The organism is Armatimonadota bacterium (genome assembly GCA_036504095.1).
Taxonomy (GTDB): Bacteria; Armatimonadota; DTGP01; order JAKQQT01; family JAKQQT01; genus DASXUL01.
This window is the reverse complement of the sequence record DASXVS010000042.1, coordinates 102,177-129,153: the sequence shown is the minus strand read 5'-3', so window position 1 is coordinate 129,153 and position 26,977 is coordinate 102,177. Positions and strand designations below refer to the sequence as shown.

Genomic DNA, 26,977 nt, shown 5'->3' with positions numbered 1-26,977 from the left:
GTTCGTCGGGTCGTGGCTGTGGCTCTGGCTTCCTTCAGACCCCACCTCGCGGTGACGCCCTTGCCGTCGCTTAACGGTTCCGATTCCCTTTACCGTAGAGGACTTTCACCTCCGAGAACGGGCGCATGCCCGGCGTACATAAAATGCAGGTAGCAGACATTCTGCCACCTGCACAAGTACCCGCCGAAGGGCTTGGTTTGAAGTTACTACAAGGTTGGCTCGCCTACGACAACCGAGCACAAACTATGCGAACGGATGCTATTTTACCGTCACGGTGCACGAAGGGCTTCGATCCAGTCTTGTGGATGCCTGATTCGTAGGTCAAAGTGAGTCATCACAGAGGTAGATCGCCAAGTGTCAGGCACGGCAGCCTAAGCCAAGCCCCGGTGCTCACGAACATTCTGGGCCTTCCAGAGTAGGCCGGGATTGGCGGCGATCCTCTTCTGCACCTCGGGATCCGAAGTCAGGAGTTCCGGACTCACTTCGCCGTAATCGAGGACGCGGTCGAGGAACTCCGTTTCTTCCGCGGTGAAAGGCAACACGATCCCCAGGGCCGCGTGGCATTCGGCGACCAGGCGCTTCCCCCAATCACTGTCTTCACCCATCGGCGGCGCGGAACCGACGGGCAGGACGGGAATGAGAGAATCGCGCAATTCGCTTTCCGTGAAATCCACATCTTCGGGGACCACCGTTCGCCAGTCGTGGCGATTCAGGGCACCGTAGACAACGAACGCAAGACGGAGACGCGCCGGGTCGAGATTGCGCTGAGTGAGGAGTTGATGGGCATCGAACAGATCGCGGGCGGCGTGACGTGCGAGAAGGGCGGCGAGTTTTCCGGCCGCCAGTTCGTGTTCGTCCAGGACCGGGACGTTAGTGGCCTGGCAACCGGCGATCGCGTGCGAATCGCGAAGTGTGACCGGCCAGAGTGGAACCCGGAACATGAAATTGAGGTCGAGTGCCAGATTACCGCCCTCACCGATGGCGCTGTCGTATCGCAGTAACCACTTTCCGCCCGCGTGTCCGCCGGGCACTTTGCGGATATCGAATCCGCCGCGCCGGCAAACGGCCGAGATCGCCTCGTCAAGTCTTGGTCGTTCCGCCAACATCACTGCCCTGTCAGGGCTTCCGAGATAATTCAGGTCGATGTCCACCGACAATCGCGGGACTTCAAAGAGGAACAGGTTGAGGGCGGTGCCGCCTTTCAAGGCGAGGCGGTTCTTCAGGAACGGGTGGGCGCGCAAACCGTCGAGAAGGCCCAGGAGTTGAATGACCTTCTCCAAGACCTCGGGACGGAATCCTGTGGCATCGGCGTCCGCCGTCAGGCGTTCCCGCGATACTTTCATGCAGGTTCTTCCCACTCCCGGTCGAGGATCATAGACGGCACGATGAGATTCCATCGCGGAACAAGGCGACTTGGTCCATCGTCCTTCCGAGACAGATAGTGGCGGCCTCGTGGCCGGTGTTCTTCCAGGCGTTTCAGGTAGGTCTCCTCAACCATCAGTGGTTCGCTGTGCTCCTCCAGGAAGAGACCGACCTTCGCCACGGTCGTGCTATTACCCAGGAGCAAGGCGTACTCAATCACCGCGTCCAGATCGAAGAATTCCACGGATTCCAGGGAACGCCATACCTCTTCCCAACCACCGCCGAGATCCGGCCGGTCTAAAACGTCCACCATCGTCCGTTCCAGGGTTGTAGCCCTCACGTCCTGGCCTTGACGGTCGACCGATACGACGCCGGTTGCCTCCGCGCCTCGGTCACGAAGGGCCTTCGGGAAGGGTACCGTTTCGAATGCGTCTGATCCAAGGACGAGGGGCCGCGCGGCACGGCGACTCAAGTGGTAGAAGACGTGCGAGACCGAGTGGGCACGTCCGTGGAACGCCAGGGCAGTGTGGTAGGCGAGAATGGAATCGTCACTGAGTTTGCCGGCGACGAGGTACGGGTCGGTCGCCCCCGATGAGACATAGAGGCCACGCCGTGGACGAAGAAGCCGCCCCGCTTCTACGTAGTATCTCAGGAGCGATTCAGTGCGTCTGTTGTCAGGCCCATCGGCGCCGATCCACCGCGCGAACTCTGCGTGCGTGAAGACCGTGTGGCGGCGAAGGAAGGCCTGGACTCTGGATCCGTTCTGGTTGATCATTGTTGTCGTTACCCGCTGTTATTATGCGGGTATTGATGTCGAGAGTCAACCTCACTGTTGATCAGGAATCGCTGAACCCGTGGAAAACATACGGGTATTGATGCTCTCGTGCAACTCGACGCAGTTGGAGGCTGCGGACTACGGTGCCCTCGAAGGTATCACCCAACGGGTTGGCATGCTGTGCTGTTCCGTCAGAGTTGGGCAGCGCCCCGAACCGGGCAGTTAGGGACTGCAGCTGCCGTGATACGGAAAGTCGCACGCCTTTGCGCGCAGACATAGTCCCTTGGGCAAACCGGCCCAACACTCGCCTGCGCCAGGTTGCGAAAGACGGCATTCGCGTTTTCGTGCCGATTTATGCCTGGCAAGTCGCCCCATCGTCGCAACGGGCGGCCGGCGTGGTTCAGCGCGGCGACAAAAATGGCACCCATCATCATCAGCACACGATATGCCGAGGACGCCGTTCGGGCTGGTTGTGCATGACTAATGGTCCTGGAGCGATCCGTTCACCAGTGCGAGTCCGTGTTCTTCCCCTGCGCTCACCGACTTGGCGTGGACCAGATCGGGCACTTGGACGGGTGTCAGGCGGTTAATCGCCGTCCCATCACCAAGCTGGCCGTTGCCGTTGAATCCCCACGCCCACACATTGCCGTCCGCCCTCACGGCCAGGCTGTGGAAGCGCTGCGCGTCGGCCGAGACAATGCCAGATAGATCAGCGAGTTGAACCGGCAGACTTCGATCAATCGTTGTTCCATCGCCGATTTGGCCGTACCTGTTTCGGCCCCACGCCCATACCGTACCGTCTCTCTTCACGGCAAGGCCGTGAGCAAATCCAGAGCTCACTGAGACGATGTTGCTCAATCCCGTGACCTGAACCGGCGTATTGCGATCGATAGTCGTTCCGTCGCCGATTTGGCCGTACCGATTGGACCCCCAGGCCCATACTGTCCCGTCCTTCTTCACCGCAAGGCTGTGTTGATCAGAGGCGCTCACCGAGACAACGTCAGTTAGCGAGGAAATCTGGATCGGGGAATACCGATCGAACGCCGTTCCGTCGCCGAGTTGGCCGTAGGAGTTATCGCCCCATGCCCACACCGTGCCGTCGGTCTTCACCGCCAAGCAATGAGCAGATCCGGCGCTAACCGCCATCACGGTCGTGAGGCCGACGACCTCCACAGGAACGTCACGGCTAGTGTTAGTGTTATCGCCAAGCTGGCCGTCGCCATTGCTCCCCCACGCCCACACAGTGCCGTCAGCCTTTACGGCCAGATTATGATACGTTCCCGCGCTCACCCGGGACACGTTCGTGAGTTCGTGAACTTGCTCAGGGGACGCGGAATCTGTGGTCGTTCCGTTACCGAGCTGGCCGGCAGAGTTGCTCCCCCATGCCATCACCTTTCCGTCCGTAGTCAATGCCAGGCTGTGATATCCTCCGCTGCTTAGCGAGGCAACGTTCGCCAGGCCAGAAACCTGTACCGGCGTGTTCCGGCTCGTTGTTGAGCCGTCGCCAAGTTGGCCGTAGCTGTTTCCTCCCCACGCCTTTGCCAGCCCGACACCCACGAGGAACGGTGCGCTGTCAGCAAGTGGCAGCGATCCGCTAGTCGCTGTCAGTTGGTAGTTATCGCCCGCCTTATCGATGCCCAAGTCTGCGAACGCTGCTACACCGGCTACAGCGTTTACGATCGTCGTGCCTGACAGAACTGCGCCGGCGGCACCCGTGCCCGGCTTAATGGCGAGCGTCACCGGCCCCGTATAGTTCAGAGCAGACACTCCGAATGCATCTTTCACCGTGACTACAGGCTGAGTCCCGAACGGAAGGTTCGGGATTGAGCCTGCCTCTGGAGGGGTGCGTCCTCGGAAGGACCAAAGCACTGATTGCGTCATCGCGGCTATATACGACCATTTAAGTCGCCTTTATCGGCCATTATTGATGGGGGTCTGTGGATGCCGCAGTTCGTGGTCGGAACTGGCGATCGGCACTGATGGAACGCTTGTTTGCATGGTCGTCAGGGAGGTATACTATTATTACTGACGGCGCGAAGGTCTCAGCGCTGCAAATTACGGACCGGGCCATATCCCGGACAATGGGCAGAACGCCACGAAGGTCGCCCAGGAAGGAGCCACAGGAGCGGAAGATAATCCTACGCCGGACTGTGCAGTCCCGGCATTCTTCGCCAGCTCGGCTCATCACCCTCGGCGGACCGTGGAGGTCTGCTTTGAACATCTTTGATGCTCACACCACAGTGAGTACACGGACCGCGTTTCCCGACCATCTGGGATGCCGCAGACTTACTTTGCAGCCGGTCATAGCGCCTATTACGCGCGAAGGAACCGGAGGCACTGTGCTATCGGTCCCTACGGCCTTGTACGGAGGGAACGCATGATGCCCTCCCGCACAGCCGTTGCTCTTCCCCATGCCGATCCCGACGCACCCGCGGCTTTAGCTCCCGCTGCGATGTCGAACCGCCTCGGGAAGCGGCAGCGCCATCTCGACGTCGAGGCGACTTTCAACGCCTCTTCCGAGAACTGGCATCATTGGCGACAAGCCCTGCAGACGTTAGCTATCATCGATCAACGCATGCGTCAGGACGCCGATACAGAAAGGAATGAAGGAGAGTGAGAAGATCCCCAAAGAAGAACCATCCTAATCGAGATACGGGTGGAACAGTCCGCGTTGTCGGTTACGTCCGTTGTTCTGACGAAGGTCAGTCTGTCTCCGACTTCAATACTCTCGACAATCAAAAGAGCCTGATCGCCCAACGCGTCGCGATGGAGGTATCCATGGGCGAGCCATGGGAGTTCGTCGAACACTACGTGGATGACGGCTTCTCCGGCAAGAATATGGAGCGACCTGAACTCGCGCGTCTTCTGCGAGACATCGAGGTCGGCCAGATCCAGGCCGTCGTGGTGTACAAGCTTGATCGTATCACCCGCTCTCTTGCCGACTTCTTCGCAATGGACAGGCTGATGAACGGGCACAACTGCCGGCTGATCAGCGTAAAGGAGCAACTCGACACCTCCACAGCGATGGGTCGGATGATGCGCAACCTTCTGCTCTCGTTCGCGGAGATGGAACGCGAGGTCAACTCCGAGCGGGTTCGCGACAAGATGCACGCCGAAGCCAAGCTTGGACGACACCTGGGAGGGGCGACTCCGTACGGCTACGATGTCGTCGACAAGAAGCTCGTACCGAACTCGGAGGAAGCGATGGTCGTCCGGCTCATTTTTGAGAAGGTCGTCGAGACACGGTCACCGGGTCGCACTCGGGACTATATCAATGGGCTGGGCTACCGAACCCGCATTCGACCTTCGAAGAACGAGACGACCGGCGGCAATGAATGGACGATCCAGACTATCGGCCAGACGCTCAAGAACCCGCGATACAAGGGCACGTACACCTACGACAGCTTAGAGATCGCGGGTTCACATGAAGCTATCGTGTCGCCGGAACTCTGGGACTTGGCGCAGACGATCAGGATGTCTCGGGCTCGACCGCCCCAGCCGAAGTCGGACGGACTGGTCGGTCACACTTACCTTCTGCAAGGCCTCATGGATTGCGGTTTGTGTGGTACACGAATGACACCTTTCAGTGTCGACCACCGCACCAAGCATCCGCGGAACAAGCCTTACACGGCATACTACGAGTGCGGGCGCAGCCACCGATTCCCGAAAGGGGAGAAGTGTTCCATCAGCCGCTACAACGCCGAACTCGCCGAGGCCGCGGTTCTGGGCCGGCTGTGGGAACTTGAGGCTGACCCGGAGACGCTCGACCACCTGCTGCGCAGCCTCGACGCCACCCAGGAGGATGCCGCTGCCCGCCAACGGCTGCAGGAAGTCCAGGACGCCCTCCGAACCGTGAAGGTCAAGATAGCAAACATGGTTGAGGCCGTGGCCCAGGGTACCGGTATCGCCAGCCTGGCAATCCGACTCACCGACATGGAGCGGCAGGAGAAGGAGCTGGTCACCGAGTCGATGCTCCTGCAGGCGGGATGCAGCAAGGTGCGGGAGCCGTTGCAGGTGGAGGACGTCCGGCGATGGTTCCGGGATATCCGGGCGATGTTGAAGGAAGCCACGCCGGAGGAGCGCAAGAAGGTCGTGGGCGGGCTCGTGCGTAGGGTGGAGTCCAAAACCAAAGAGACAGTCCGGGTGGAGTACAACATCCTTCCCGAACTGCCCGTTCACGAACTTGGTTCGTGCTTAAGTCAACGTTGGCTCCCCGGCGTGGACTCGAACCACGAACCTGACGGTTAACAGCCGTCTGCTCTGCCAATTGAGCTACCGAGGAAGAACCGGGCGGCGCTTGGCTGGGCGCCGTCCAACATGCGTATTCTACCAACTTACACTCAACACGTCAAGCGGAATCACCCTCCACAACGGCAACTCTCCAGGCTCCCCCCTCGCCTCCATCGCCCCCAACCCCCATCTCCGCCCTTGGCTGCCTCCTAACCCACCGCTTCTGTCACCTTGCCACACACTTCGCGGCCAGGCGCCACACCCAGCCGACACCCTGCCACCCCCTCCGCACGCCATCACACAACCCACGCGTAGCTTGTCCGGCCGAACTCCGGGCCGCCGAACCTCCTCAAAATGGGCGCTCGAATGGCGCGAATCGTCCGATCGGGCATAGAATGTATACGGGTAGCAGGATCGCCCATGTGATGCGCTTCATCCACATCACCACATGCAACGGGAGGATAGAGATGAACGAAGACACCCGCATCGAAACTGCCTTGGATGCGCGCGGCGTAATGACCCTTACGCTCAACCGCCCGGCGGAACGTAACGCACTGGACGGTCAATCCGTTTCTGAACTGATGCGCAATCTGGAGGCCGCCGGCGCCAATTCCAGCGTCAAGGTCGTTGTCCTCAGAGGAGCGGGACCGGTCTTTTCAGACGGAACCGACATGCGCTGGCTGGACCACATGTCCGAAGCATCATATGCCGACAACCTTCGCGACGCGAAGAGCCTGGCGACGATGCTCGACTCTCTGGATGGATTTGCCAAACCGGTTGTCGCCGCCGTACACGGCGCGGTCATCGGAGACGCCCTCGGGCTGGTTGCCGCCTGCGACGTGGTGGTGGCTTCCGCGGATACCACATTCCAGGCCCCGGAGCTATCGTACGGGCTTGTCCCCGCGTGTGTAGCGCCATTTCTGATCGCGAAGATCGGCGGAAGCCACGCCCGCAACATCCTGCTGACGGGACGCCCCTTTGATGCGGCACGCGCCAAGGAAATACGGCTGGTTCACGATGTGGTGGCCACCCGATCGCAACTGGACGGCGCCGTTGAGGCCGCGGTCATCGGCATGCTGCGCGGCGCGCCGCACGCTCATAAACAAACCAAAGCCCTCATTCGCCGGCTCACTTACCACGGCCACAGCCTGCTAAGTTCGGACACCCTGGACGACGTCGCAACCTGCCTCGCGAAATCCCGCAGTTCCGAGGACGTCTGCGAAGGCCTCGATGCGATGAGCAAGGGCCGCCCGCCAAAATGGGCGCCGAAACCGGCGGAATGACGAAACGGCCCGGCAGTCAGTGAAGACCGCCGGGCCGTTCGCATCGGCGTCGATCCGATTACGGTTGCTTCACTTGGACCCAGCCGCTGCCGAGGGCGCGTATATCCGTCGAGTTATTCCGGAGCGTGAAACGAAACGGATACGCCCCGCCGCTCGCTGCCCCCGTTCCAATCTCAACGGCCAGCGGGCGGGAGACACCGGACCCGGACAATGGTTGGTCGCTGGTAGCCGTGATCCGATGTGCGTCTAGTCCCTTCCAGTGATCGGCGTTCGATGGCAGCGCCATCGCGGCTCTTCCGTTCAGCGTTCCTATCTCCCAGCGCGACGCTCCACCCGAGGAGGGTGCGATCCACTTCAGGAGATAAGTGCCGGCGGGTAGATGGGGCAGAATCAGAGGGCTATCGGTGAATAGGACTCCCATCAAAGCGGAGTCGCCACGCCCCTTCCCCGCGCGTTCCATCACAGCGTTCGCTTGGCTTCCGGCATTCGCGTTCCAGGCGATCATCAGTCTATGCGAACGCCCTGGATCGAGATACAGCAAGTCGGCGTTCCCTCGCTCCAGCGCGAGGCCGGTTACTCCGGCGGTCCGGCGAATCAGGTCCGCTTGCATCGTGCGCGCTTCTCGGTGGTACCCATCCAGGGGTTTCAGTTCCAGTCGCAGGGTCGGCTTCATAGCGCCAGGCCAATCCATGAAGCGAAGGTAAGCGGTCGACGTAGCCTGTCCCTGTTCGCGAACCATGTTGAACTCCCAGTTGCCTGCGGAGGAACTGCCGTTGCCGCTACATATGCCGCCTGTCCGGGATATCGGTTGTCGTTCGAAGCTGAGTGGAGTGTCTAGTACAGTCCCCCGGCTCCCCCTGAACCGCCAGAACAGGCGTGATCCATTGGCGAACATCCCAATCTGATAGGTGTCCGGTGCGAGTCCCCGAGGGTCGGCCACGTTGTCTACCATCACGTAGGCGACGGGGAACTCCCACGTACCGATGTTGCCGGTATCGCCACTCTGGGCTCGTGCGATCTCTGCAAAATGGGCGCGCATTCCCCTGCGAGCGCCCTGGGCGAATGATTGGGAGAGCCGGAACACGGAATCCACCCCTGGCCAGGTCGAGCTTGCACCGCTCGTCCCGCTACTTCTCGCATCTGGAAGCACGGTGGCGAGGCGCTGAAGGCCTTCACGCCAATCCAGGGATTGCTCGTCCGTGGGAACGAACGCATCATGTGAGTTCACAAGAGGCTGGCCGGGTTCGCCTTCCTCCGGCTTGTAAGCAGGGAGCGCGCCCCAATCGGGTTGCCCTTTGTCAGACACTGACAGGATCTGCTCGTGACGGACCTGGTATGTCTTTCCGCCCCTTGATACGGAGACCTCGCCTTCTTCCACTGTAACGCTGTCGCTAGGCGCGCCGGCGTTCATCTGGAAGACGGTACCTACATCTCGCACATCGAGGCGCTTGGTCTGAATTCGAAGTCCGCTCCCGTGGCGCACCGTGGCCCGCAGCCAGCCGGCGTCCAATCGAATCCGATCGTCGCCAAGACGCGTGACCCTGGTATTGGGCGCCAGTTCCAGCACGATTCCGTTGTGGACGCGGACCACGGGGGCAGCGCTGCCCAGAGTTGTGCCGTCCGGTAGCCTGGGCGTGAAGAGGGCATTACGAGATGCGTACGTGTACATAAGACCCAGCGTGACGGCCGTGGCCACCGTGGCGAATGAGAACGCCCGGTTGATGCGCATATGCGGCCAGGCGAAGCGTCGTGATGCTCGCAGCGGTACAGACATGGGTTCCTCCCTTTGGGCGATTTCGCGCAATGTGATCGCGGACAACTCCGGAAGCTCCAGCGTGGATGCCCAGATGAGCAACTGGCGCTGGCTCCGCCAGTCTTCCAACAGATCGCGGCAGGCGGTGCAGGACCCGACATGAGCGGTCGCGCGGGCAGCCTCCTCGGCAGTCGTTTCGTCGTTCGCATAGCGCGACAGCAGAATCAATGTTTCCTGGTTGCAGGCCATATCATTCACCTCCCGCGCTTCCCCGGGACTTCGAGGCCAACCCCACGCAGGGCCTCTCGCAGCCGTTCCATCGCCCGGAAGCAGCGCACGCCGACCGCGTTCTCCGTTATGCCGAGGCTCTCCGCCAGTTCCCGGTAACTCAGGCCCAACAGATACTTCCCGGCGAGGACCTCGCGATCTTCCGTGGAGAGCGCCTCCAGCCGTTCCATCACGATGCCCCGGACGAGGTTCTCGCCATCGTTCGGTCCGAGAGTCGCGATGTCCTCTGGAATCTCCTTCTCGAAGCGCCTGCCCATTCGGTGCGCCGCTGCCTTGCGTCGAAGGATGGCGTAAAGCCATGCCCCGGCCCGACCGGGCTCACGCAGGCCACTGATTCCCCGGTATGCATCGACAAGCGTCTCCTGCACGATGTCCTGAGCCGCATCCCGGTTGCCGCACAGGTGATAGGCCGCCGCCGCCAGAGGTTGGCGGTAGCGCTCCACAAGGGCTTCGAATGTCAGGTCAGAGGAAGAAGTCATCTCATCGGTTCATTGGGGTCCGTGGGTCGTACATGAGATAAGTGGGGAGGAAAGGCTAAAACCTTACAGGCGCGTTTCAGGCCAAATGAATGACAAAAACGGCCCGGCAGTCTGTAAAGACCGCCGGGCCGTTTCCGTGTGACCGTATTAAGCGTCAACCCTTCGGCGGTGTGTTGGGAGCCGGAGCGGCGGGCGCCGGCGGCGCATCGGGCGCGGGTACGGCCGGGGCCGCCGGAACATCGATGGCATACACGCCCGTGTTGGCGTCGATTCGGTACTGGAGCTTGGCGGCGTTGACGAGGTCAAGCACTGCCTGATCAAACGTCTTGTCCTGGATCTGCAGCGTGACCGACGGCGTCGCCTGGACGGCTTCCGGGGTAATGGTGTATTTCAAGTCCCTTCCCCTGAAAAGCGAGTCGAGCGCATCCCGGATCGGCATCTCCTTGAAATCGAAGTTCAGCTTCGTGGCAGGGTTTGCCGGAGTCGCCGGAGTTGCCGGGGTCGCCGGGGTCGCCGGGGTCGGCACGGGCGTGGGAGGCGTCACAACCGGCGCGGGAGTGGGCGTGGGAGGCGTCACAACCGGAGCGGGAGTGGGCGCGGGCGGCGTCACAACCGGCGGGGTTGCCACGGGGGCGGTAGGCGCCTCCACGACGGCGGTCTCCGGGACGACGCGCGGTATCACAGGCGCCGGACCGCCGGTAAGCGTGATCCTGCCGAACCGGTCGAGCAGATGCGGCTCGCCCAGCTTGTAGTAGGGCGACCACGCGGTGGCGTCCAACTGGCCCGGGCCCGGATCGGGACGATTATACCGGTTGAGTTGCACGCGCCACGTCTCACCGGCCGCCGGGGGCTGGCTGCCGCGGGACGCGAGCGACGAAATCGGGAGCGCCAGTTCCACGGACCAGTAGCCGTCCTTGTTCGGCGACCCGACCTTGTCCGGGCGGTAAAGCACCGGCACAAGGCGCGTCTGAACGCGGATGTCGGGGTTCCAATCCGCCAGCGTCAGCTCAGGCCCATCGTGCGTCGGCTTGGCGACGAAGAACGCGTCGTAGAGCGTTCCACGCGGATTGACAACAATCTCGTAGTAATACGGCTGGTCCTCGCGGGGCCATACGAACAGTTCCAGGACGTCGTCTTTTTCCCACAGGAAGCCGTCTCGCGACAATTTCCCGGCCACCACGGTTTCGTCCGGCACCTGCGCGCCCAAGTAGAGGTAATCCTTGTCCCACAACAGGCGGACGGTGGCGCCGCCCGGCACCGGCTTGCCATCGTAGGTCTTGTCCAGCGCGATCACTGGCGCATCCTTCCACGCCATTTCGTCCAACCGGCCGTCAATCTTGAGCGGGCCGGAAAGGTAATTCGCCGTGGCGCTGGGAAGAGGCGCCAGGTCCTGGGCCCGAACGGTGGACGCCGACAACGCGACCGCGGTCAGGGCGTAAACACAGAATTTCATATCGGAAATGGTCCTTTTTTCTAGGGTGCGGCGGGACGCCGGTACCGAGGATGCTGTCAGTTTGTATCGGCGCCGGCGGGCTGGTCAACCAGAGCGGAGCCGGGTCGGTTGCGGAATGTGTCTATCTGAGGTAGGAGTCACGCGAGGTAGCGGACAGTCGCCGGATGGGAGGCGCCGGCGTCGTACATCGGGCGTCCAAAGGTCCATTTCTCGATGCAGATGGACGTGCCTTCCGGCCCCGAGGCCAGCCAAAGTGTGTCGGACATTTCCAGCATCAGTGTGAATCCCATTCCCAGCGAATACTCCGATGACCATCCGGGGCTCACCACGTTCGGAAGGTTCTCAACGGCGATTCCGCGGCCGTTGTCGTCCACCCGCACGAATACGGTATTATCCGTACGCCATACGTGCGCCGTTCCGACTCCTGCGTGCCGGATGACATTGGAAACCGCTTCACCTACCGCCAGGCTCAGATCCTCCACCCGCGGTTGGGCCATCTCGATTTCCCGGGCGGTTGTGACGACCGCGCGGCGGATGAAGGCGGCGTCGGAAGCGTGACAGATAGCGATCCGCTGACCCTGCGACGGCGGGACACTCCCGGCGGCGACGAGCCGCAGTGAATCCCGCGTCACATGGCGCGCCAGTTCCTCCAGGCAGTGCAGGTGGTACTCGCTCGCGTCGCGGTCTCGCTTGGAGACAGCCAGTTCCAGCGCAGAACATACCTCAGCGACGCCTATGTCCATTGCGCCAAGCAAGAGGGCGATGGCCTGGCGCAGGCGCTCCGGGTCGTCTCCCCACGCGTCAACCACCACGGGAGTCAGGGAATGGCACATCGTGCTGAACACATGATGCAGGCGGGCGGCCGTATGGGCCGGGGTTTCGCCGGGCGCACGGAACCGGGTCAGGAAGTTCCCGGAACGCGCGAGACAGCCGGAGGCGAGCAGTTCGAGGCAGGCGTCAAATCCGAAGTCAACGATATCCGCCCCGGCGGGCGCGCCGGCGCTGTAGAGGAACTTGTCCTGCTCCCGCCGCCATTCGGCGGTCAACGCCTCGCGGTGCTGGGACAGCAGGTTCGCCAATGACTCACGCGCGAATCGTGGCGCGATTGCATCGAGGGGGTGGCTGGGACTCACACGCTCGGGCGGTTGTTCTTTGGGCATTGGTGGTGGCTCATTCCACGGGCCAAAGGTTTGGCCTAACCACATCATAGCCAACCGCGCTGGAGGATTCCACAAAAACGGAAGCTGGGGGTTGGATTCCGGAAATCCAACCCCCGGCGTTCCGCGCGGCGTGATGGCGGCTTGCTTGCGGCAGAGGGGGAGACCGGCGGCCGGCATCAACGCGGCCGCCGGCAAAGCCGGAGTCCCCGGTTCTGGAACGGCGGGCGACGCGCTTCAGGAGGTCGCACCCGGAACCGTGAGACGCAGATAACTGGTCGCTGCGCGGGCCAGGCCCGTCGCAGCCACCGCCCTCAACGATCGACCATTCGCTGCGCGCTCTCGGAATACCGATCGCCTTGGACCGTTATCCGGGACGCCGCAGTGTCGATCTCGCGAAGATCGTCGGCGTTGAGCTCGAGCGTTGCCGCCGCGATGTTCTCCCTCACGCGCTCCAGTTTCGTCGTTCCCGGAATCGGCACGATCCAGGGCTTCCGGGCGAGAAGCCACGCGAGCGCGACCTGAGCCGGCGTCGCGTCCTTACGTTGAGCGATGTCCGCGAGCAAGTCGACGAAGGCGCGGTTCGCCTTGCGGGCTTCCGGCTCAAAGCGAGGGACGCCGTTCCGGAAATCCGTGCTGTCGAAAGTGGTGTTCTCGTCGATCTTGCCTGTGAGAAAGCCCCTTCCCAGCGGGCTGAATGGCACGAAGCCTATGCCGAGCTCTTCGAGCGTCGGCAGAGTCTTCTGTTCAGGTTCCCGCCACCATAGCGAATACTCGCTCTGGAGGGCGGTGACCGGTTGCACCGCGTGCGCCCGGCGAATGGTCTGCGCACCCGCTTCCGACAAGCCGAAGTGCCTGACCTTGCCATCCTGAATCAGGCCCTTCACCGCTCCCGCAACGTCTTCGATGGGCACATCGGGATCCACCCGGTGCTGGTAGAGCAGATCGATGTGGTCGGTTCTGAGCCGTTGGAGCGAGGCTTCCACAACTTCCCTGATGTGCTCGGGGCGGCTGTTCAGGCCTCCGCTCTGCTTCCCGTTGGCGATGTCAAACCCGAATTTGGTGGCGATGACCACGCGGTCCCGGATGGGCGTGAGCGCCTCCCCCACGAGCCTTTCGTTCGTGAATGGACCGTAGACCTCCGCCGTATCAAAGAAGGTCACGCCGAGGTCTACGGCCGACCGGATCAGCGATATCATCTCCTTCGCGTCCTTGGGCGGACCATAGGAGGCGCTCATCCCCATGCAGCCAAGGCCGATCGCTGAGACTTCAAGGCCGCTCTTTCCAAGTGTTCTTACCTTCATCATTTCCTCCTCCGATATCGGTCATGCGGGCTTGCTGAGCCGCACGTTGTGGCGAACCGCGGGGCCCGGGCTCAGAACATTCCGCACGCGGTGGGGTTCTCTGCGGCCGTCAATAGCGGTCTCCCACGACCGTGATCTCCGAGAGCGCCTGGTCGATATCCCGGAGATCCTCGACCGTGAGCTCTACCGATACCGCCCCGAGGTTCTCGTCCAGACGCACGAGTTTTCGGCTGCCCGGTATCGGGACGATCCACGGCTTCTGGGACAGCAGCCATGCGAGCGCGATCTGCGCTGGCGTCGACGCTTTCTCGTTGGCGATCCGATCGAGCAGGTCGATGACAGCGCGGTTCGCCCTCATCGCCTCGGTCGTGAAGCGCGGGTTGTGGCTCCGGATATCCGAACTGTCGAAAGTGGCGGTCTCGTCGATCTTCCCCGTGAGGTATCCCCTACCCAGCGGGCTGTAGGGTACGAAGCCAATTCCAAGCTCCTCGCACGTCGGCAGGACGTCCGCCTCCACATTCCTCCACCACAGGGAGTACTCGCTCTGGATGGCCGTCACCGGCTGAACGGCGTGGGCGCGGCGGATCAGGTCGGCGCTCGATTCGGAGAGGCCGAAATGCTTCACCTTCCCTTCCTGGATAAGCTCCTTCACCGCGCCCGCCACGTCTTCGATGGGCACGTCGGGGTCCGGGCGGTGCTGGTAGAAGAGGTCGATGGCGTCTACCCGCAACCGCTTGGCTGACTCTTCGGCGACCCGCCGGATGCGCTCGGGGCGGCTGTTCTGACCCGTCCAGCCGGGACTGCCGTCCGGGTTGAGGTTGAATCCGAACTTGGTGGCGATCACCACCTGCCCCTTGTACGGCTCCAGCGCCTCGCCCACGAGGTCCTCGTTCGTGAACGGGCCGTAGACTTCAGCTGTATCAAAGAAGGTCACGCCGCGGTCAACTGCCGCGTGAAGGAAGTCGATCATCTCGGCCTTGTCGCCGATGGGGGCGTCGCCGAACGTCATCCGCATGCAGCCCAGCCCGAGAGCCGAGACTTCCAAACCGCTGTTTCCAGGTTTCCGTTTCTGCATAATTCCTCTCAATCGGTGTAGCCGCGCCGGTGGCCAAGTCACTCGCCGCGCGGGGCTAACGTGGCTTCGCCGCATTGGCGGCCGCTTCGGTCACGTCCAGCCGCGCCTTCCAGGGATCGGGGGCGGCGGCCGCCGAACCGTCCGGCCGGAACTCGAACAGCTGATCCCTGGCGGGGTCGTGCCGGGGCCATTTCGGCACGCCCGGTCCGTTCGGGTCGCCCGTCCTGGCGAAATTGGCCCAGTAGGTGTTGACCATCCGGGCGACCGCCTGGTCCTGCGGTGCCGGCGCGCCCCCGGGGCCGCCGCCCAGGGTGTCGAACACATACGGGATTTCGGCGCCGTGAGACGCCCCGTTCCGCCCCTGGGCCCGCACCGCGGCGAGGACGTAGGAGAAGCGGTAAACGTACGCCGGCGCGCCACTGGCGGCGAATGCGTTCGCGGTGAAGCGGGCCGGCTCGCCCTGGACCCTGTCGACGCCCGCCATCGAGATGAGCGTCCCGAGGTCAGCGGTTCCGTTGGGGTCGTAGGCCGCGGCGGCCTCGGCTTTGCGCTCGCCGAACTGGGAGAACAGCTCGTCTTTCGTGTCTGCGCTGATGAAGCCGACGAAATCGGCGCTGTTGGAGCCGATGATCAGCGGAACCTTCGCCTGCCGTCCTGCCTCGTAGGCGCTCTGTGGCGTCTCCACCATCAGCCGGCCATCCAGGATGGGACCCGCGTAGGTGACCGGGCCGCCGGGGCCTGCGCTCTCCTGGCCGCCGTCGACGATCTCGCCGACGGTGAGGGCGCGCAGCTTGGTGAGGGCGGCTGCGTCCGTCCCCTCGATCCCGTGCCGGTGCGCGAAGTTCACGCCGATGGTCTCCGCCGACGGCTCATTGGGCCGGTCCAACCTTATGGGCCGACCGGTGAGCACGCCGTCCCGGCCTCCGCCGGACTCGCTGATCGCCTTCTGGAAAAGGCCGCGCGACAGCGGGGACGTCAAGTGCGTGTGCACCGAAACGCCGCCCGCCGATTCGCCGAAGATGGTGACGTTCTTCGGGTTGCCTCCGAACGCGGCGATGTTCCTCTGCACCCACTTGAGGGCGGCGATCTGGTCCATGTAGGTGTAGTTGCCCTTAAGCTCTTTCGGGTGCTCCCTGGTCAGCGCGGGGAAAGCGAAGAAGCCGAGGCGCCCCAGGCGGTAGTTGAAAGTGACCAGGATGACGCCTTGCCGTGCGAACGAGACCCCCGAAGTGCCTGAACCGCTGCCCATCACGAAGGCGCCGCCGTGAATCCACACCATCACCGGCAGTTTCGCCTCCGGTTTGACCCCGGCGGGCCGCCATACGTTGACGAACAGGCAGTCTTCCGACGAGGTCGGAGAGATGACCGAAGAGCCACGACCCCAGCCCGCCTGCGCACAATCCGCGCCGAACTTGCTCGCATCACGCACGCCTTTCCACGCGGGCAGGGGCTGCGGCGGGCGCCAGCGCCAGGCGCCGACCGGCGGTGCGGCATAGGGAATCCCCTTGAAGCTGGAGACGTCTCCATCCGTCACGCCACGCACGACTCCGGAGGCGGTACGAACGGTCGGCGTAGCGGCCGGGACCGCTCCGGTCTGTGGAGCCGCAGGTGCGGCGCATGCGATACTGAATCCCACAGCGGCCAGAGCGATGGTTCTGCTTGTCATATCAGGCGTTCCTCCGTTATCTCATATACGTCGGGTTCTCAGGTGTTGCGCTGGGCCTCGCTCAGCATCTTCACCGTCTGCGGGTCGCGGTGGTCGAAGAACTGGCTCACCCCGGTGTCCAGTGCCGCGATGGATGACATATCGTCCGGGCCGAGTTCAAAATCGAAGACGTTCAAGTTCTCCTGAATCCGTTCCTTGCGTACGGACTTCGGGATGACGACGACTTCTCTCTGGATGAGCCAGCGAAGGATAACTTGAGCGACGCTTTTCCCGTGCCTACCGGCGATGGACGTGAGCACCTCGTTCTGGAAGATGTTGTTCCGGCCTTCCGCGAACGGTCCCCAGGACTCGAGCTGGACCTTGTTCTCCTTCAGGAACTCCTGGGTCTCAACCTGCTGGTTAAAGGGATGTGTCTCAAGCTGGTTGACGGCCGGCGCCACCTCGTTGTGGAGGATCAGATCCATAACGCGGTCCGGGTGGAAGTTGCTCACACCGATGGCCCGGATGCGGCCCTCCCTGTACAACTCCTGCATCGCCCGCCAGGAGCCGTACACATCTCCGTAGGGTTGATGGATCAGGTAGAGGTCCAGATAATCCAGTTGCAGACGCTTCATGGAACGCTCGAACGCCGCCTTCGTGCGCTCGTAACCGGTGTCCGCTATCCACAACTTGGTCGTTACAAAGAGTTCCTCCCGCGCCACGCCGCTGTTCCTGATGGCGTTGCCCACCGCCTCTTCGTTGCCATAAGATGCCGCGGTGTCGAGCAGGCGATAGCCCGTCTCAATGGCATCGTGGACGGCCCGCTCACACTCCGCCTGGTCTGTCATCTGGAAGACGCCAAACCCCAGGATCGGCATCTCCACTCCGTTGTTCAGTACTACATTTCTCATTGCTTACCCCTTGCTTATATCGTCCCTGTCAAAACCCCTGGTCCGGCTTCCGTTATGGCTTCGGAGGAGCTTCTACGCCTGAAAGGCCCAGAACAAAGTCCGGCAGGCGCTGCCCCTGGACTTCGATCGCCGAGACGGCCGCATTCAGTTCGGTGAGTTCGGAGGGAGTGAACCGGACCGCGGCCGCGCCGCTGTTCTCGACCATGTGCGCCATCTGTGTTGTACCCGGAATCGGCACGATCCATGGCTTCTGCGCCAGCAGCCACGCCAGCGCGATCTGGGCGGGAGTCGCACTCTTCCGTTTGGCCCAGGTTATCACCAGGTCCACGAGCGCAAGGTTGTGCGTCATGTTCTCCCCGGAGAATCGGGATTCGGCGCCGCGGATGTCACCCTGGGCGAACCGGGTATTCGCATCGATCCATCCGGTCAGGAATTGCACGCCCAAGGGACTCCACGGCACGAAGCCGATGCCAAGTTCCTCGCACGTCGGAAGCACTTCTTTCTCGGGACCGCGCCACAGCATGGAGTATTCGCTCTGCACCGCCGCTACGGGCAGCGCCGCATGGGCGCGCCGCAGCGTTTTCAGCCCCATCTCGGACAGGCCCCAGTGCCGGACCTTGCCCTGGTCCATCAGGTCCTTGACCGCGCCCGCGACGTCTTCGATCGGGACTTGCGGGTCGACCCGGTGCTGGTAGAGGAGGTCGATGCGGTCGGTCTTGAGGCGCTTCAGCATGCCTTCAACGGCGAGTTTGATGTGCTCGGGTTTGCTGTTAAGTCCCCCACGCATCTGACCGGTCTCCAGATCGATGTTCCACCCGAACTTGGACGTGATCACGACCTTGTCGCGGAAGGGGGCGATGGCCTCGCCCAGGATACGCTCGCATTCGAGGGGCCCGTAAGCCTCGGCTGTGTCAAAGAACGTGACGCCGCGGTCGAAGGCCGCCCGGATGATGTTGAGCATTTCCGGCCGGTAAGGCACCGTGGTCTCGTACTTGCGGGTCATGTTCTGGACGCCCATCCCAACCGCAGAGACTTCCAGCGTGCCGAGCTTGCGGCGCTCCTTCGATGCGGGGGCCGGTCTGTTCCCGGCGGCGGACTGCGCCAGCGCACCCGGGGTGAGGGCCAGCAGCGAGGCTGTCCCCAGCCCCAGCCCCGCGGCCAGAAAATCGCGGCGGGCCATCGTGTTCGGGCCGCCCTGCTTCGGCTGATCGTTCCGTTTACGTTCCATGCCAGGTTCCTCCCCGTTCTGTAGATGCCTAATCATCCAGGCGGCAAGCAGGCCGCCTGGCGTATCGCCATCTGGTTACATTTCATCTTAAGCAGGAAAAGGCAGAGGCTCATACAACAGAAATCGAAATGTATTGCACGTTCCTCCAAATCTCCGGGACGATGCTGACATTCGAGGCGCGCGGCTGTTACAGTGTGATTGATGAAATTCATACAGGCGGAACACATCGAACTGGAGGCGCAGCAGGCGCAGGTTCAGCGGCATGAACTGGTGGCCCGCATCGCACAAGCGCTCCCCCGGGACGGAGTTGTGGAAGCGATGCCGGGGCTGTTCCTCGCCCGCGCATCCGCCCCCGCGACCCCCCGCCACATGGTGTACGGGCCGTCCTTCTGCGTGATCGCGCAGGGGAGCAAGGAAGTGCTGGTGGGAGAGGAACGGTTCCAGTACGACCCGGGCCGCTACCTCCTCGCCACCCTCGATCTGCCAGTGGCGAGCCGGATTATCGAGGCTTCCCCGGAGCGTCCCTACCTGAGCCTGCGGCTGAACCTAGACCCGGCGCTGGTGAGCTCCATGATGGTGGAGGCCGGCCAACTGCCGCGGGGGAACGGCGCCGATGCGAGGGCCATGACGGTGAGCTCGCTGACCGCCGAACTCCTGGATGCCGTCGTTCGACTCGTGCGGTTACTGAACTCCCCCGCCGAGGCAAGGATACTGGCGCCGATGGTCACACGGGAGATCGTGTACCGCCTGCTGGCCGGCGAACAGGGCGCCCGTCTTCGGCACCTTGCCGTACTGGGCGGGCAGGGCCAGCGCATCGCCCAAGCGGTCGCCCGATTACGGGGAGATTTCGACAAACCGCTGCGCATCGAGGACCTGGCGCGCGAGTTCGGTATGAGCGCGTCCGGCTTCCACGCTCATTTCAAGGCCGTGACAGCGATGAGCCCGCTGCAGTTCCAGAAACAGCTCCGCCTCCAGGAAGCGCGCCGGCTGATGCTCAGTGAGGACATCGATGCGGCCGGCGCCGGGTACCGGGTCGGCTACGACAATGCATCGCATTTCAGCCGCGAGTACAAGCGCCTGTTCGGCGAGCCGCCGATGCGGGACGTGGAGCGAGTTCGCGAAGCCGCAGGCGCGGGAGCCCACGCCTAACTGGCCAGGCCGAGGTATCCGACGTAACGGCGAAAGGTCCCTATCGTCACTCAGGGGTAGAGGCGGGCAGCCGCAGTTCCAGCAGGCAGCGGTGGCCGTCCGGCTGGGCGGCGCGCTCCAGGAAGCGCAGTCCCAGTCCCGCGCCTTCGAACGTACCCTCATCCACGGCGGCCGCGATCTCGCAAAGGGAATCGACCGCCTCCGGGCCGTACCCGGCGGCCTTCCACGCGTCCACGAGGGGGCACGCCGTCATCTTGAGCACGACGCGGCCGGCGTTCGCCTCCTCCTCGACACCCGGCTCGAAGAGGCTTCCCCCGCACGGCGAGCCCTCACAGAAGAGCCGGGCTACTTCCGACAGGTCTCCGGCCGCGGCCGCCTCGCGATAGACACGGCCTATCTCGACCCCACGGCGCCGGATGGCGCGCTTCATCAGCTCGCGAGCCCTTTCTGCCCCTATCTCTTCCACCAACTCGTCGTGGATGTAGGCATACATCAGCGCACGGTTCTCGAAGGCCGATCGGGTCTCCCGGTGAGACTGCTCCAGCGCCGTGAGCAAATCGCCATTGTCTGTCGCCATTTCGTCTCCCATATTCTCTCGCCAAAGGATCAATTGCCATTATAGACTCCCGAGGATCTGGGCGCCGCCGGTGCATAGCCGAGGTTACCGTGCCCCATGTTGACCGCCGGCCTCCATCTATAGGCTCTAGGCGGGGCCCAACACCGGAACGTTCAGCGGTGCAAGCACGATTGGATTTAACGTGGCGTGGCAATTTGGTGCATGTCAGTGTTGTCCCAGTTAATTCGGTCGGAGTTGGAACGGATCGCCGAAACGCAGGCGGAGCAGATCGAGTCTCTCGTGGAGCAGGTCACGTCTTTGCGAGCTGAGGCGGATCGGCTCCGAAAAGAGGGCCCCGGTGGGAATTCTTCGGCGCCGTCGTGGGTGAAGGGGAATCGTCCGGCGCGCGAACAGCGGCTCATGCAAACAGCCCTTCATGGTATAATCGTCTCCTCGACGACGTGTCGGTGAAAGTCCTGTGGGTGCGGAAGGTTGATTGTGCCCGCGGGCGGGCGCGACACTCTGCGTGCGGACGTCGCCCTTGGATGCCCAACCCGGCAGCGTCTCGAACACAGGAGATTCCGGTATGAAACCAAGAATGGCGAATGCAGCCGCCGGCTCCCTCGGCGTGCTGCTCATTGCGCTTGGAATGGCAGCGCACGGCGCCCCTCCCCGAACGATCGGATTCATGGGCCTGCTGCTCAACCCGAACGGCTCGCCCAGGGCGGACGGGACCTATACGGTCGCTCTGTCCCTGTACGGCGCGCCGGCGGGCGGCGCGGCGTTGTGGACCGAGACCAAGAGCGTTACGTCCACCCACGGCCTGTTCTCGACAGCACTGGGCAATACCACGCCCATTCCGCCGGACCTGGCGTTCGACACCGCATATTTCATCGGCGTCTCGGTGGGACCTGATGCACAGCACCTGGACCCGGAAATGCAGCCGCGCATCCCGCTCCAGGGCGTCCCGTATGCGATGATGGCGCAGAATGTCCTGGACGGGTCGGTTACGTCCGCGAAGCTGGCTACCGACGCCTACTCGCTGGCGAAAGTGAGTGGCGGTGCGATGGCGTCGTCGAACGGGAGCATCGGCATTGGCACGGCGAGCCCCTCCGCCAACCTGGAGGTGTCGGCCAATCAGGGCGTCGCGGAGCTCACCTCGCTCAACGCCCTGAACGGGTCGGTGCTGGAGTTCCGGAACATGACAGCCTCGCCGACCTACATCGGCGCCCTGAATTTCATCGACAAAAACGGGAATGTGCCCGGCCAGATCGGCTACCTCGGAGAAGATGCGCTGGCCGTGAGGACCGGCGGATCGGAGCGGGTGCGAGTCGACGGAAACGGGCACGTTGGCATTGGGACGGCGACGCCGGGCTTTCCGCTGACGTTCGCCGACGCGCTGGGCGACAAGATCAGCCTCTGGGGCCAGTCGGGGGAAAACTACGGTTTCGGCATCCAGGGATCGCTCCTGCAGGTCCACTCGCGGGGAAGCACCGACGACATCGCCTTCGGATATGGGAGCAGTGCCGCCTTGACCGAGAATGTGCGGTTCACGGGCACTGGAAATGTCGGCATCGGGACGCCATCGCCGGCCGCTAAATTGGACGTCCGGGGCGACGTTCGATTGGGACCTTCAGGCCAGTACTTCGCGGTGGGCGGCGATGAGAACCTGCGCTTCATCCGCGGGACCGTGAGTTCTGACGGCACGATTTGGGCCGGATCAGGGTTCACCGTGAGCCACCAACCGCAGACGGGCCTGTACCATCTCACATTCTTAACGCCTTTTTCGGGGACGGTCAGCGCCACGGCGAACACCGATTGGACGCCGTGGATTACCACCATCACTTCCGCCACCTCGCAGTACGTTGAAATCCAGACCACTCAGCCCGAGGGGCGCAACGTCTCCAGCATCGCTGACCAGGACTTCGATTTCATTGTGGCCGGCCCGCGGTAGCGCCCCGGACAAGCCCACCGCCACATTGTCCGATGAAACAGGCGGGCTAATAATCGCGACATTGGGCGACCAGCCGCGGTGAGTGGTGGTTCACGCGTGCGATGTGGGTGAAGACTGCGGCCGGAGACTTTCGGGCGGGAGCCTGTATCGGACACCGGAAGTGATCGAGATACCACAGATGCCGGTGATGATCCGTCACCACCGTGTGATGGCGCGTTGGTGCGGTGTGTGCCCGAAGCGATGTGTACCCCGTCTGCGGCGGGTACCGATTCCACAGGACTGCACCAACGGTGCTGGGTGCACCTTCTGCGCGATTTGTGGGCGTTGATGGAACAGAATCCGGACGATGCCACGGTGGTCACTTCGGAGTTGTTCACCTTTGTTGAGTACAGCGAGGTTCCAAGCGAGAACAACGCCGCCGAGCGGGCGATTAGGCCCTTCGTCATCGCTCGTAAGGTCAGCGGCTGCGCCCGCTTCAAGAAGGGCTCGAACACCAAGACGGTCCTGAGGAGCCTCTTCGGTACCTGGCAGGCCCAAGGACTCGATCTTCTCCAGGCTTGCCAGAATATCTTCAATCGGCCGCGCACGCAACTGCTCCGTCCCCTCGCTCTCACCGACCCTGAACTCTTTCCTGCCAAATGACACCACACTCGGCCGCGGATCTCTGTTATAATGGAAGTCGCACAGACGCGCGGAGCGCGTCTCTTTTTTTGTGTCTTGATCGCGGAAAGCAGGCCCTGAACAGATGATTGTCGTCAATAACGTTACCAAAACCTACGGCGGACGCACGCTCTTCGATGAGGTGAACGTGCAGTTCCAGTCCGGCAACCGATACGCCCTCACGGGGCCCAACGGCGCCGGAAAGTCCACCTTTATGAAGATCCTCTCCGGAGAGGTGGAGCCGACAAACAAGGGCACGGTCGTGAAGCCGAACAAGGTTGGCGTGCTGCGCCAGGACCAGTACGCCTTCGACGAGGAACGCATCATCGACACAGTCATGATGGGCAACGGGCCGCTTTGGTACGCGATGAAAGAGCGCGACGAGCTCTATGAAGCCGGCGATTTCTCCACTGAGAAGATGGCGCGCCTCGGCGAGGTGGAGGAGATCATCTCGGACGAGAACGGCTACATGGCAGAGGTGGAGGCCGCCGAACTCCTGCGCGGCATCGGCCTCTCGGACGACCGCCATGAAGACCTGATGTTCACGCTGCCCACGGATATCAAATTCCGGGTGCTGCTGGCCCAGGCCATGTTCGGCGGCCCGCAGGCGCTCCTCCTGGATGAGCCGACCAACCACATGGACCTCGACTCCATCCATTGGCTGGAGGATTTCCTGCACGACTACGACGGTGTGCTCATCGTGATCAGCCACGACCGCCATTTCCTCAACGCCGTCTGCACGCATATCGCCGATATCGACTACGACACCATCATCATCTACCCGGGCGGCTATGACGATATGGTTGCGGCGAAGGCCCAGGCCCGCAGCAGCATCGAGTCGGAAAACAGATCCAAGGAAAAGAAGATCGCGCAGTTGCAGGAGTTCGTTGCCCGCTTCGGCGCCGGCCAGCGGAGCAGCCAGGTGCAGAGCCGCAAGAAGGAGATCCTGCGGCTGGCGCCGGAGGACCTGAAGCGCTCCAACATCCAGCGCCCCTATATCCGCTTCGAGCAGAACAAACCCAGCGGCCGCGAGGTGGTGACGGCCAGGGACATCGCCAAGACCTTCGATGGCAACACCATCTTCGAAGGCCTCAACCTGGATGTGATGCGCGGCGACAAAGTCGCCATCATCGGCGGAAACGGCGTCGGCAAAACGACGCTCATCCGCTGCCTGCTGGGCGAGGTCCCGCTCGACGCCGGGGAGGTGAAGTGGGGCAACGGGATGGTCCAGGGCTACTACCCGCAGGACACGGCTGGCCAGATCGAGCCCGGCGTGGCAATGGGCGACTGGCTGCTGCGCTATGAGCCCAACGGCGAACCGCAGAGCGTGCGGGCCCTTCTGGGCCGGATGCTGTTTACCGGCGATGACGCCCTGAAGAGCACCGAGGTTCTGAGCGGCGGCGAGACCGCCCGCCTCCTGCTGGCGCGCCTCATGCTTCAACAAGCGCCCGTCCTGGTCTTCGACGAGCCGACCAATCACCTGGACCTGGAATCAGTGAACGCGCTCTCTGAAGGCCTCGCCCAATTCGACGGCACCGTGCTCCTCGTGAGCCACGACCGCGACCTGATCTCAACCGTCGCCACCCGTATCCTGGCGTTCACCGCGGAAGGCATCCTGGATTACCTGGGCACCTACGAAGAGTACCTGGAACGGTACCCGCTGGCGGCAAAAGGCGCGGTCTCCGGGCGAAAGTAGGGGACGCCATGCTCATTCATGCGCCGGTGATCCCACCTTTACGAATACCACACCGTGACGCGGAACGACCGCCGAATAGGAGCCGTTGAAGCGCCCGACCGCCCTCTGGCGCCAGAGGTCCCGGACAGGTTGCGTGCCTCTCATCCCGAAGTCGGCGAAGCGGGCTGTCACTTTCACCGGAGCCTCGCCCGTGTTCAGGAGGGCCACGGCCCGGGTACCGTCCTCCAGGAAGCGCGCCCACACCTGAGCGTCCTCACCCTTCCACACGCGGCGGCCCTGCCGGCCGAGGCGGTCCAGATCAACGTCCAGGACCTCGTCATTGGTGAGAAGGCTGAGGGTGAAAGCGTCGAGGCGGGTCATGTCGCCGCTGAAGAACATCGGCGCGGCCAGCACAGCCCACAGCGATACGTAGGTGTACTGTTCGTTCGGAGTCAGCGGGGTTGGGCGCATCGCGCCCTCCCACGTGATGGTGCCTATCAGGAGGTAGTCCGGATCGTTCCAGTGGCCCGGGCCGGCCCATTTCTCCAGTCCGTTCTGGCCCAGGCCGATAGCGTACATGCTATCCGCCAGGCTGGTTGCAGCCCCCAGATCGCCGGTGGTGCGCCAGGAGTTTCCGCCAACGTCACGGCCCCATTTCCACACGTCGCCCATGCCATACTGGCACAGGTTGAGCACGATGTCGCGCGGTTGTCGCTTCAAAATAGCGGACATCTGCCGGTAGGGCTTCTCGAGTTTCGAGAGCTCAAGGCCGCCGGACACCTGTGTCATGCTACACCAGTCATATTTCAGGAAATCGAAGCCCCAGTCCGAAAACCGGCGGGCGTCCTGCTCCTCGTGCTGATAACTGCCCACGAAGCCGGCGCACGTGAGAGGCCCCGGCGAACTGTAAATCCCGGTCTTCAGGCCCTTCGCATGGATGTAGTCGGTGAGCGCCTTCATGTCAGGGAATCGCTTGTTGCTGTTGATGCGTCCCTCCGCGTCGCGCGGCTCTCCGGACAGCGCGGGGTCCGAAGAGTTCGGTTTAATGGCCCAGCAATCGTCGATGTTCACGTATGAGTAGCCGTGATCGATCATCCCGGTGCGGACCATCGCATCGGCGGCGGCGCGGACATCCTTGTCAGTCACACGATTCAGAAAGCAGTACCACGAGTTCCAACCCATCGGCGGCGTGAGAGCGAGGGTATCACCCACGACGATTCGGAATGGGCGCTTCGAGACCCCCAGGGCGTTGCGCGCGATGAGCGTGGCGTTGTAGGTTCCCCGCGCGGCAACGCATCCGGAAATACGCCCGGTTTTCGCGTCCACCTTCAGCCCTTTCGGCAGCCCGGAGGCCGAATAGTTCATTGGGAGCCTGCCGGTCGCCGGGATTGTGTACAGGAACGGAGCGTTGGGGCGTACCCCGAACGCCTTCGGCCCATTGACGCGTGGCTTTGGTGAGGGCTTTGGAGTGAGGCTGACGGCCACCTCGCGCGGTTCCGCCACGGTTTCCGGCGGCGCGCCGGAGTAGTCAAAGCGAGCATCCGCCCAGTCCGCGTGATCGTAGGCAATGCCGTCGCCGGCATCCCCGACCACGAGGAGCAGTTCGTGGGCGCCCGCGAGGTTCAGTGAGATCGCCTTCGGTGCGTCGCCACCCTTCAAAACGCCGGAGTCCACGGCCAACTTGCCGTCCACGGTCGCCTTGAATCGCACGGATCCCAACTTCACCGTCTCATCGTCAACCCCCACAATCGAAGAGAACCGGCACGGGCTTCCGGACAAACGTACCCGCAATGTGAATCTGGCATGCGCCCCCACTCCGTGATCGAAAACCCTGCCGCCCAGCGTGATCGGCTTGTCGATGATGGTCTTCCGGATGTGCGGCCGCCCATACGACTGCGACGCGGGCGCCAGATCCATGTCCTCCAGCCAGAGGGTCGTTGCGGTTGATTGTGCCCGGGAAGGGGCCAGGATCCCGGCGGCCAGGAGAGCTGCCAGGGGTAGGATTCCGCGCATGGTATTCGCCTTTCTGAACTCATCCCT

General features: G+C 62.9%; 19 protein-coding genes, 1 tRNA gene and 1 pseudogene. 5 read left to right on the top strand and 16 right to left on the bottom strand.

Annotation, left to right across the window (positions count from 1 at the left end; all coding sequences use genetic code 11):
* Positions 1 to 371 precede the first annotated feature (371 nt).
* From VGM51_08975 to VGM51_08955, 5 genes are all read right to left on the bottom strand, one after another.
* Entirely contained in the window at positions 372 to 1,343 is a 972-nt protein-coding gene (locus VGM51_08975) for a nucleotidyl transferase AbiEii/AbiGii toxin family protein (protein ID HEY3413175.1), read from the bottom strand.
* Positions 1,340 to 2,137 carry a transcriptional regulator gene (locus VGM51_08970; protein ID HEY3413174.1) on the bottom strand — a complete coding sequence of 266 codons (798 nt, stop codon included), beginning with the start codon at positions 2,135 to 2,137 and terminating at the stop codon, positions 1,340 to 1,342. Before VGM51_08970 ends, VGM51_08975 begins: the two co-directional genes overlap by 4 nt.
* A 480-nt stretch (positions 2,138 to 2,617) precedes the next feature.
* Complete coding sequence (locus VGM51_08965) at positions 2,618 to 3,904, bottom strand: hypothetical protein (protein ID HEY3413173.1); 1,287 nt, start codon at positions 3,902 to 3,904, stop codon at positions 2,618 to 2,620.
* An 813-nt stretch (positions 3,905 to 4,717) separates the two neighbouring features.
* Positions 4,718 to 5,272 (bottom strand): hypothetical protein, encoded by a 555-nt coding sequence (locus VGM51_08960; protein HEY3413172.1) that lies wholly within the window; start codon positions 5,270 to 5,272, stop codon positions 4,718 to 4,720.
* Positions 5,273 to 6,343: 1,071 nt separating this feature from the next.
* A tRNA-Asn gene (locus VGM51_08955) sits at positions 6,344 to 6,419 on the bottom strand.
* Between the two features lie 415 nt (positions 6,420 to 6,834).
* On the opposite strand from VGM51_08955, the gene VGM51_08950 reads away from it, so the two are divergent.
* The gene (locus VGM51_08950; GenBank protein HEY3413171.1) at positions 6,835 to 7,650 is read left to right on the top strand and encodes an enoyl-CoA hydratase-related protein; all 816 of its coding nucleotides are present in this window, start codon (positions 6,835 to 6,837) and stop codon (positions 7,648 to 7,650) included.
* A 58-nt stretch (positions 7,651 to 7,708) separates the two neighbouring features.
* Here the strand turns inward: VGM51_08950 and VGM51_08945 are convergent, their stop codons facing one another.
* The 9 genes from VGM51_08945 to VGM51_08905 all read right to left on the bottom strand — a co-directional run bounded on the left by VGM51_08945 (position 7,709) and on the right by VGM51_08905 (position 18,943).
* A complete protein-coding gene (locus VGM51_08945) occupies positions 7,709 to 9,652 on the bottom strand; it encodes a FecR family protein (protein ID HEY3413170.1) in 1,944 nt (647 codons plus the stop codon).
* Positions 9,653 to 9,657: 5 nt separating this feature from the next.
* Complete coding sequence (locus tag VGM51_08940; GenBank protein ID HEY3413169.1) at positions 9,658 to 10,170, bottom strand: RNA polymerase sigma factor; 513 nt, start codon at positions 10,168 to 10,170, stop codon at positions 9,658 to 9,660.
* Between the two features lie 154 nt (positions 10,171 to 10,324).
* Positions 10,325 to 11,623, bottom strand: a complete 1,299-nt coding sequence (locus VGM51_08935) for a carbohydrate-binding family 9-like protein (GenBank protein HEY3413168.1) — start codon at positions 11,621 to 11,623, stop codon at positions 10,325 to 10,327.
* Between the two features lie 137 nt (positions 11,624 to 11,760).
* Positions 11,761 to 12,783, bottom strand: a complete 1,023-nt coding sequence (locus VGM51_08930) for an ATP-binding protein (GenBank protein HEY3413167.1) — start codon at positions 12,781 to 12,783, stop codon at positions 11,761 to 11,763.
* A gap of 311 nt (positions 12,784 to 13,094) precedes the next feature.
* On the bottom strand, positions 13,095 to 14,084 hold the full coding sequence (locus VGM51_08925; protein ID HEY3413166.1) for an aldo/keto reductase: 990 nt from the start codon (positions 14,082 to 14,084) through the stop codon (positions 13,095 to 13,097).
* 109 nt (positions 14,085 to 14,193) lie between these two features.
* The gene (locus tag VGM51_08920; protein ID HEY3413165.1) at positions 14,194 to 15,159 is read right to left on the bottom strand and encodes an aldo/keto reductase; all 966 of its coding nucleotides are present in this window, start codon (positions 15,157 to 15,159) and stop codon (positions 14,194 to 14,196) included.
* Between the two features lie 55 nt (positions 15,160 to 15,214).
* Positions 15,215 to 16,825, bottom strand: a complete 1,611-nt coding sequence (locus VGM51_08915; protein HEY3413164.1) for a carboxylesterase family protein — start codon at positions 16,823 to 16,825, stop codon at positions 15,215 to 15,217.
* Positions 16,826 to 16,863: 38 nt separating this feature from the next.
* On the bottom strand, positions 16,864 to 17,715 hold the full coding sequence (locus VGM51_08910; protein ID HEY3413163.1) for an aldo/keto reductase: 852 nt from the start codon (positions 17,713 to 17,715) through the stop codon (positions 16,864 to 16,866).
* A 52-nt stretch (positions 17,716 to 17,767) separates the two neighbouring features.
* Entirely contained in the window at positions 17,768 to 18,943 is a 1,176-nt protein-coding gene (locus VGM51_08905; protein ID HEY3413162.1) for an aldo/keto reductase, read from the bottom strand.
* 201 nt (positions 18,944 to 19,144) lie between these two features.
* On the opposite strand from VGM51_08905, the gene VGM51_08900 reads away from it, so the two are divergent.
* Positions 19,145 to 20,092 carry an AraC family transcriptional regulator gene (locus VGM51_08900; protein HEY3413161.1) on the top strand — a complete coding sequence of 316 codons (948 nt, stop codon included), beginning with the start codon at positions 19,145 to 19,147 and terminating at the stop codon, positions 20,090 to 20,092.
* A gap of 46 nt (positions 20,093 to 20,138) precedes the next feature.
* Here the strand turns inward: VGM51_08900 and VGM51_08895 are convergent, their stop codons facing one another.
* Positions 20,139 to 20,669, bottom strand: coding sequence for an L-2-amino-thiazoline-4-carboxylic acid hydrolase (locus tag VGM51_08895; GenBank protein HEY3413160.1), 531 nt, complete (start codon positions 20,667 to 20,669; stop codon positions 20,139 to 20,141).
* A 565-nt stretch (positions 20,670 to 21,234) separates the two neighbouring features.
* On the opposite strand from VGM51_08895, the gene VGM51_08890 reads away from it, so the two are divergent.
* The 3 genes and pseudogenes from VGM51_08890 (at position 21,235) to VGM51_08880 (ending at position 24,958) form a co-directional block, all read left to right on the top strand.
* On the top strand, positions 21,235 to 22,602 hold the full coding sequence (locus VGM51_08890) for a hypothetical protein (GenBank protein ID HEY3413159.1): 1,368 nt from the start codon (positions 21,235 to 21,237) through the stop codon (positions 22,600 to 22,602).
* Between the two features lie 366 nt (positions 22,603 to 22,968).
* Positions 22,969 to 23,244, top strand: a pseudogene (locus tag VGM51_08885) (transposase).
* Positions 23,245 to 23,347: 103 nt separating this feature from the next.
* A complete protein-coding gene (locus tag VGM51_08880; GenBank protein HEY3413158.1) occupies positions 23,348 to 24,958 on the top strand; it encodes an ATP-binding cassette domain-containing protein in 1,611 nt (536 codons plus the stop codon).
* Positions 24,959 to 24,970: 12 nt separating this feature from the next.
* Here the strand turns inward: VGM51_08880 and VGM51_08875 are convergent, their stop codons facing one another.
* Positions 24,971 to 26,950 carry an NPCBM/NEW2 domain-containing protein gene (locus VGM51_08875; GenBank protein HEY3413157.1) on the bottom strand — a complete coding sequence of 660 codons (1,980 nt, stop codon included), beginning with the start codon at positions 26,948 to 26,950 and terminating at the stop codon, positions 24,971 to 24,973.
* Positions 26,951 to 26,977: the final 27 nt, after the last annotated feature.

Excerpts from the sequence above, each read along its gene's own strand:
- VGM51_08970 (HEY3413174.1), bottom strand. The coding sequence starts at position 2,137 with ATGATCAACCAGAACGGATCCAGAGTCCAGGCCTTCCTTCGCCGCCAC.
- VGM51_08910 (HEY3413163.1), bottom strand. The coding sequence starts at position 17,715 with ATGAGAAATGTAGTACTGAACAACGGAGTGGAGATGCCGATCCTGGGG.
- VGM51_08905 (HEY3413162.1), bottom strand. The coding sequence starts at position 18,943 with ATGGAACGTAAACGGAACGATCAGCCGAAGCAGGGCGGCCCGAACACG.
- VGM51_08925 (HEY3413166.1), bottom strand. The coding sequence starts at position 14,084 with ATGAAGGTAAGAACACTTGGAAAGAGCGGCCTTGAAGTCTCAGCGATC.
- VGM51_08945 (HEY3413170.1), bottom strand. The coding sequence starts at position 9,652 with ATGGCCTGCAACCAGGAAACATTGATTCTGCTGTCGCGCTATGCGAAC.
- VGM51_08950 (HEY3413171.1), top strand. The coding sequence starts at position 6,835 with ATGAACGAAGACACCCGCATCGAAACTGCCTTGGATGCGCGCGGCGTA.
- VGM51_08915 (HEY3413164.1), bottom strand. The coding sequence starts at position 16,825 with ATGACAAGCAGAACCATCGCTCTGGCCGCTGTGGGATTCAGTATCGCA.
- VGM51_08920 (HEY3413165.1), bottom strand. The coding sequence starts at position 15,159 with ATGCAGAAACGGAAACCTGGAAACAGCGGTTTGGAAGTCTCGGCTCTC.
- VGM51_08875 (HEY3413157.1), bottom strand. The coding sequence starts at position 26,950 with ATGCGCGGAATCCTACCCCTGGCAGCTCTCCTGGCCGCCGGGATCCTG.
- VGM51_08935 (HEY3413168.1), bottom strand. The coding sequence starts at position 11,623 with ATGAAATTCTGTGTTTACGCCCTGACCGCGGTCGCGTTGTCGGCGTCC.
- VGM51_08900 (HEY3413161.1), top strand. The coding sequence starts at position 19,145 with ATGAAATTCATACAGGCGGAACACATCGAACTGGAGGCGCAGCAGGCG.
- VGM51_08930 (HEY3413167.1), bottom strand. The coding sequence starts at position 12,783 with ATGCCCAAAGAACAACCGCCCGAGCGTGTGAGTCCCAGCCACCCCCTC.
- VGM51_08880 (HEY3413158.1), top strand. The coding sequence starts at position 23,348 with ATGATTGTCGTCAATAACGTTACCAAAACCTACGGCGGACGCACGCTC.
- VGM51_08975 (HEY3413175.1), bottom strand. The coding sequence starts at position 1,343 with ATGAAAGTATCGCGGGAACGCCTGACGGCGGACGCCGATGCCACAGGA.
- VGM51_08890 (HEY3413159.1), top strand. The coding sequence starts at position 21,235 with ATGAAACCAAGAATGGCGAATGCAGCCGCCGGCTCCCTCGGCGTGCTG.
- VGM51_08940 (HEY3413169.1), bottom strand. The coding sequence starts at position 10,170 with ATGACTTCTTCCTCTGACCTGACATTCGAAGCCCTTGTGGAGCGCTAC.
- VGM51_08895 (HEY3413160.1), bottom strand. The coding sequence starts at position 20,669 with ATGGCGACAGACAATGGCGATTTGCTCACGGCGCTGGAGCAGTCTCAC.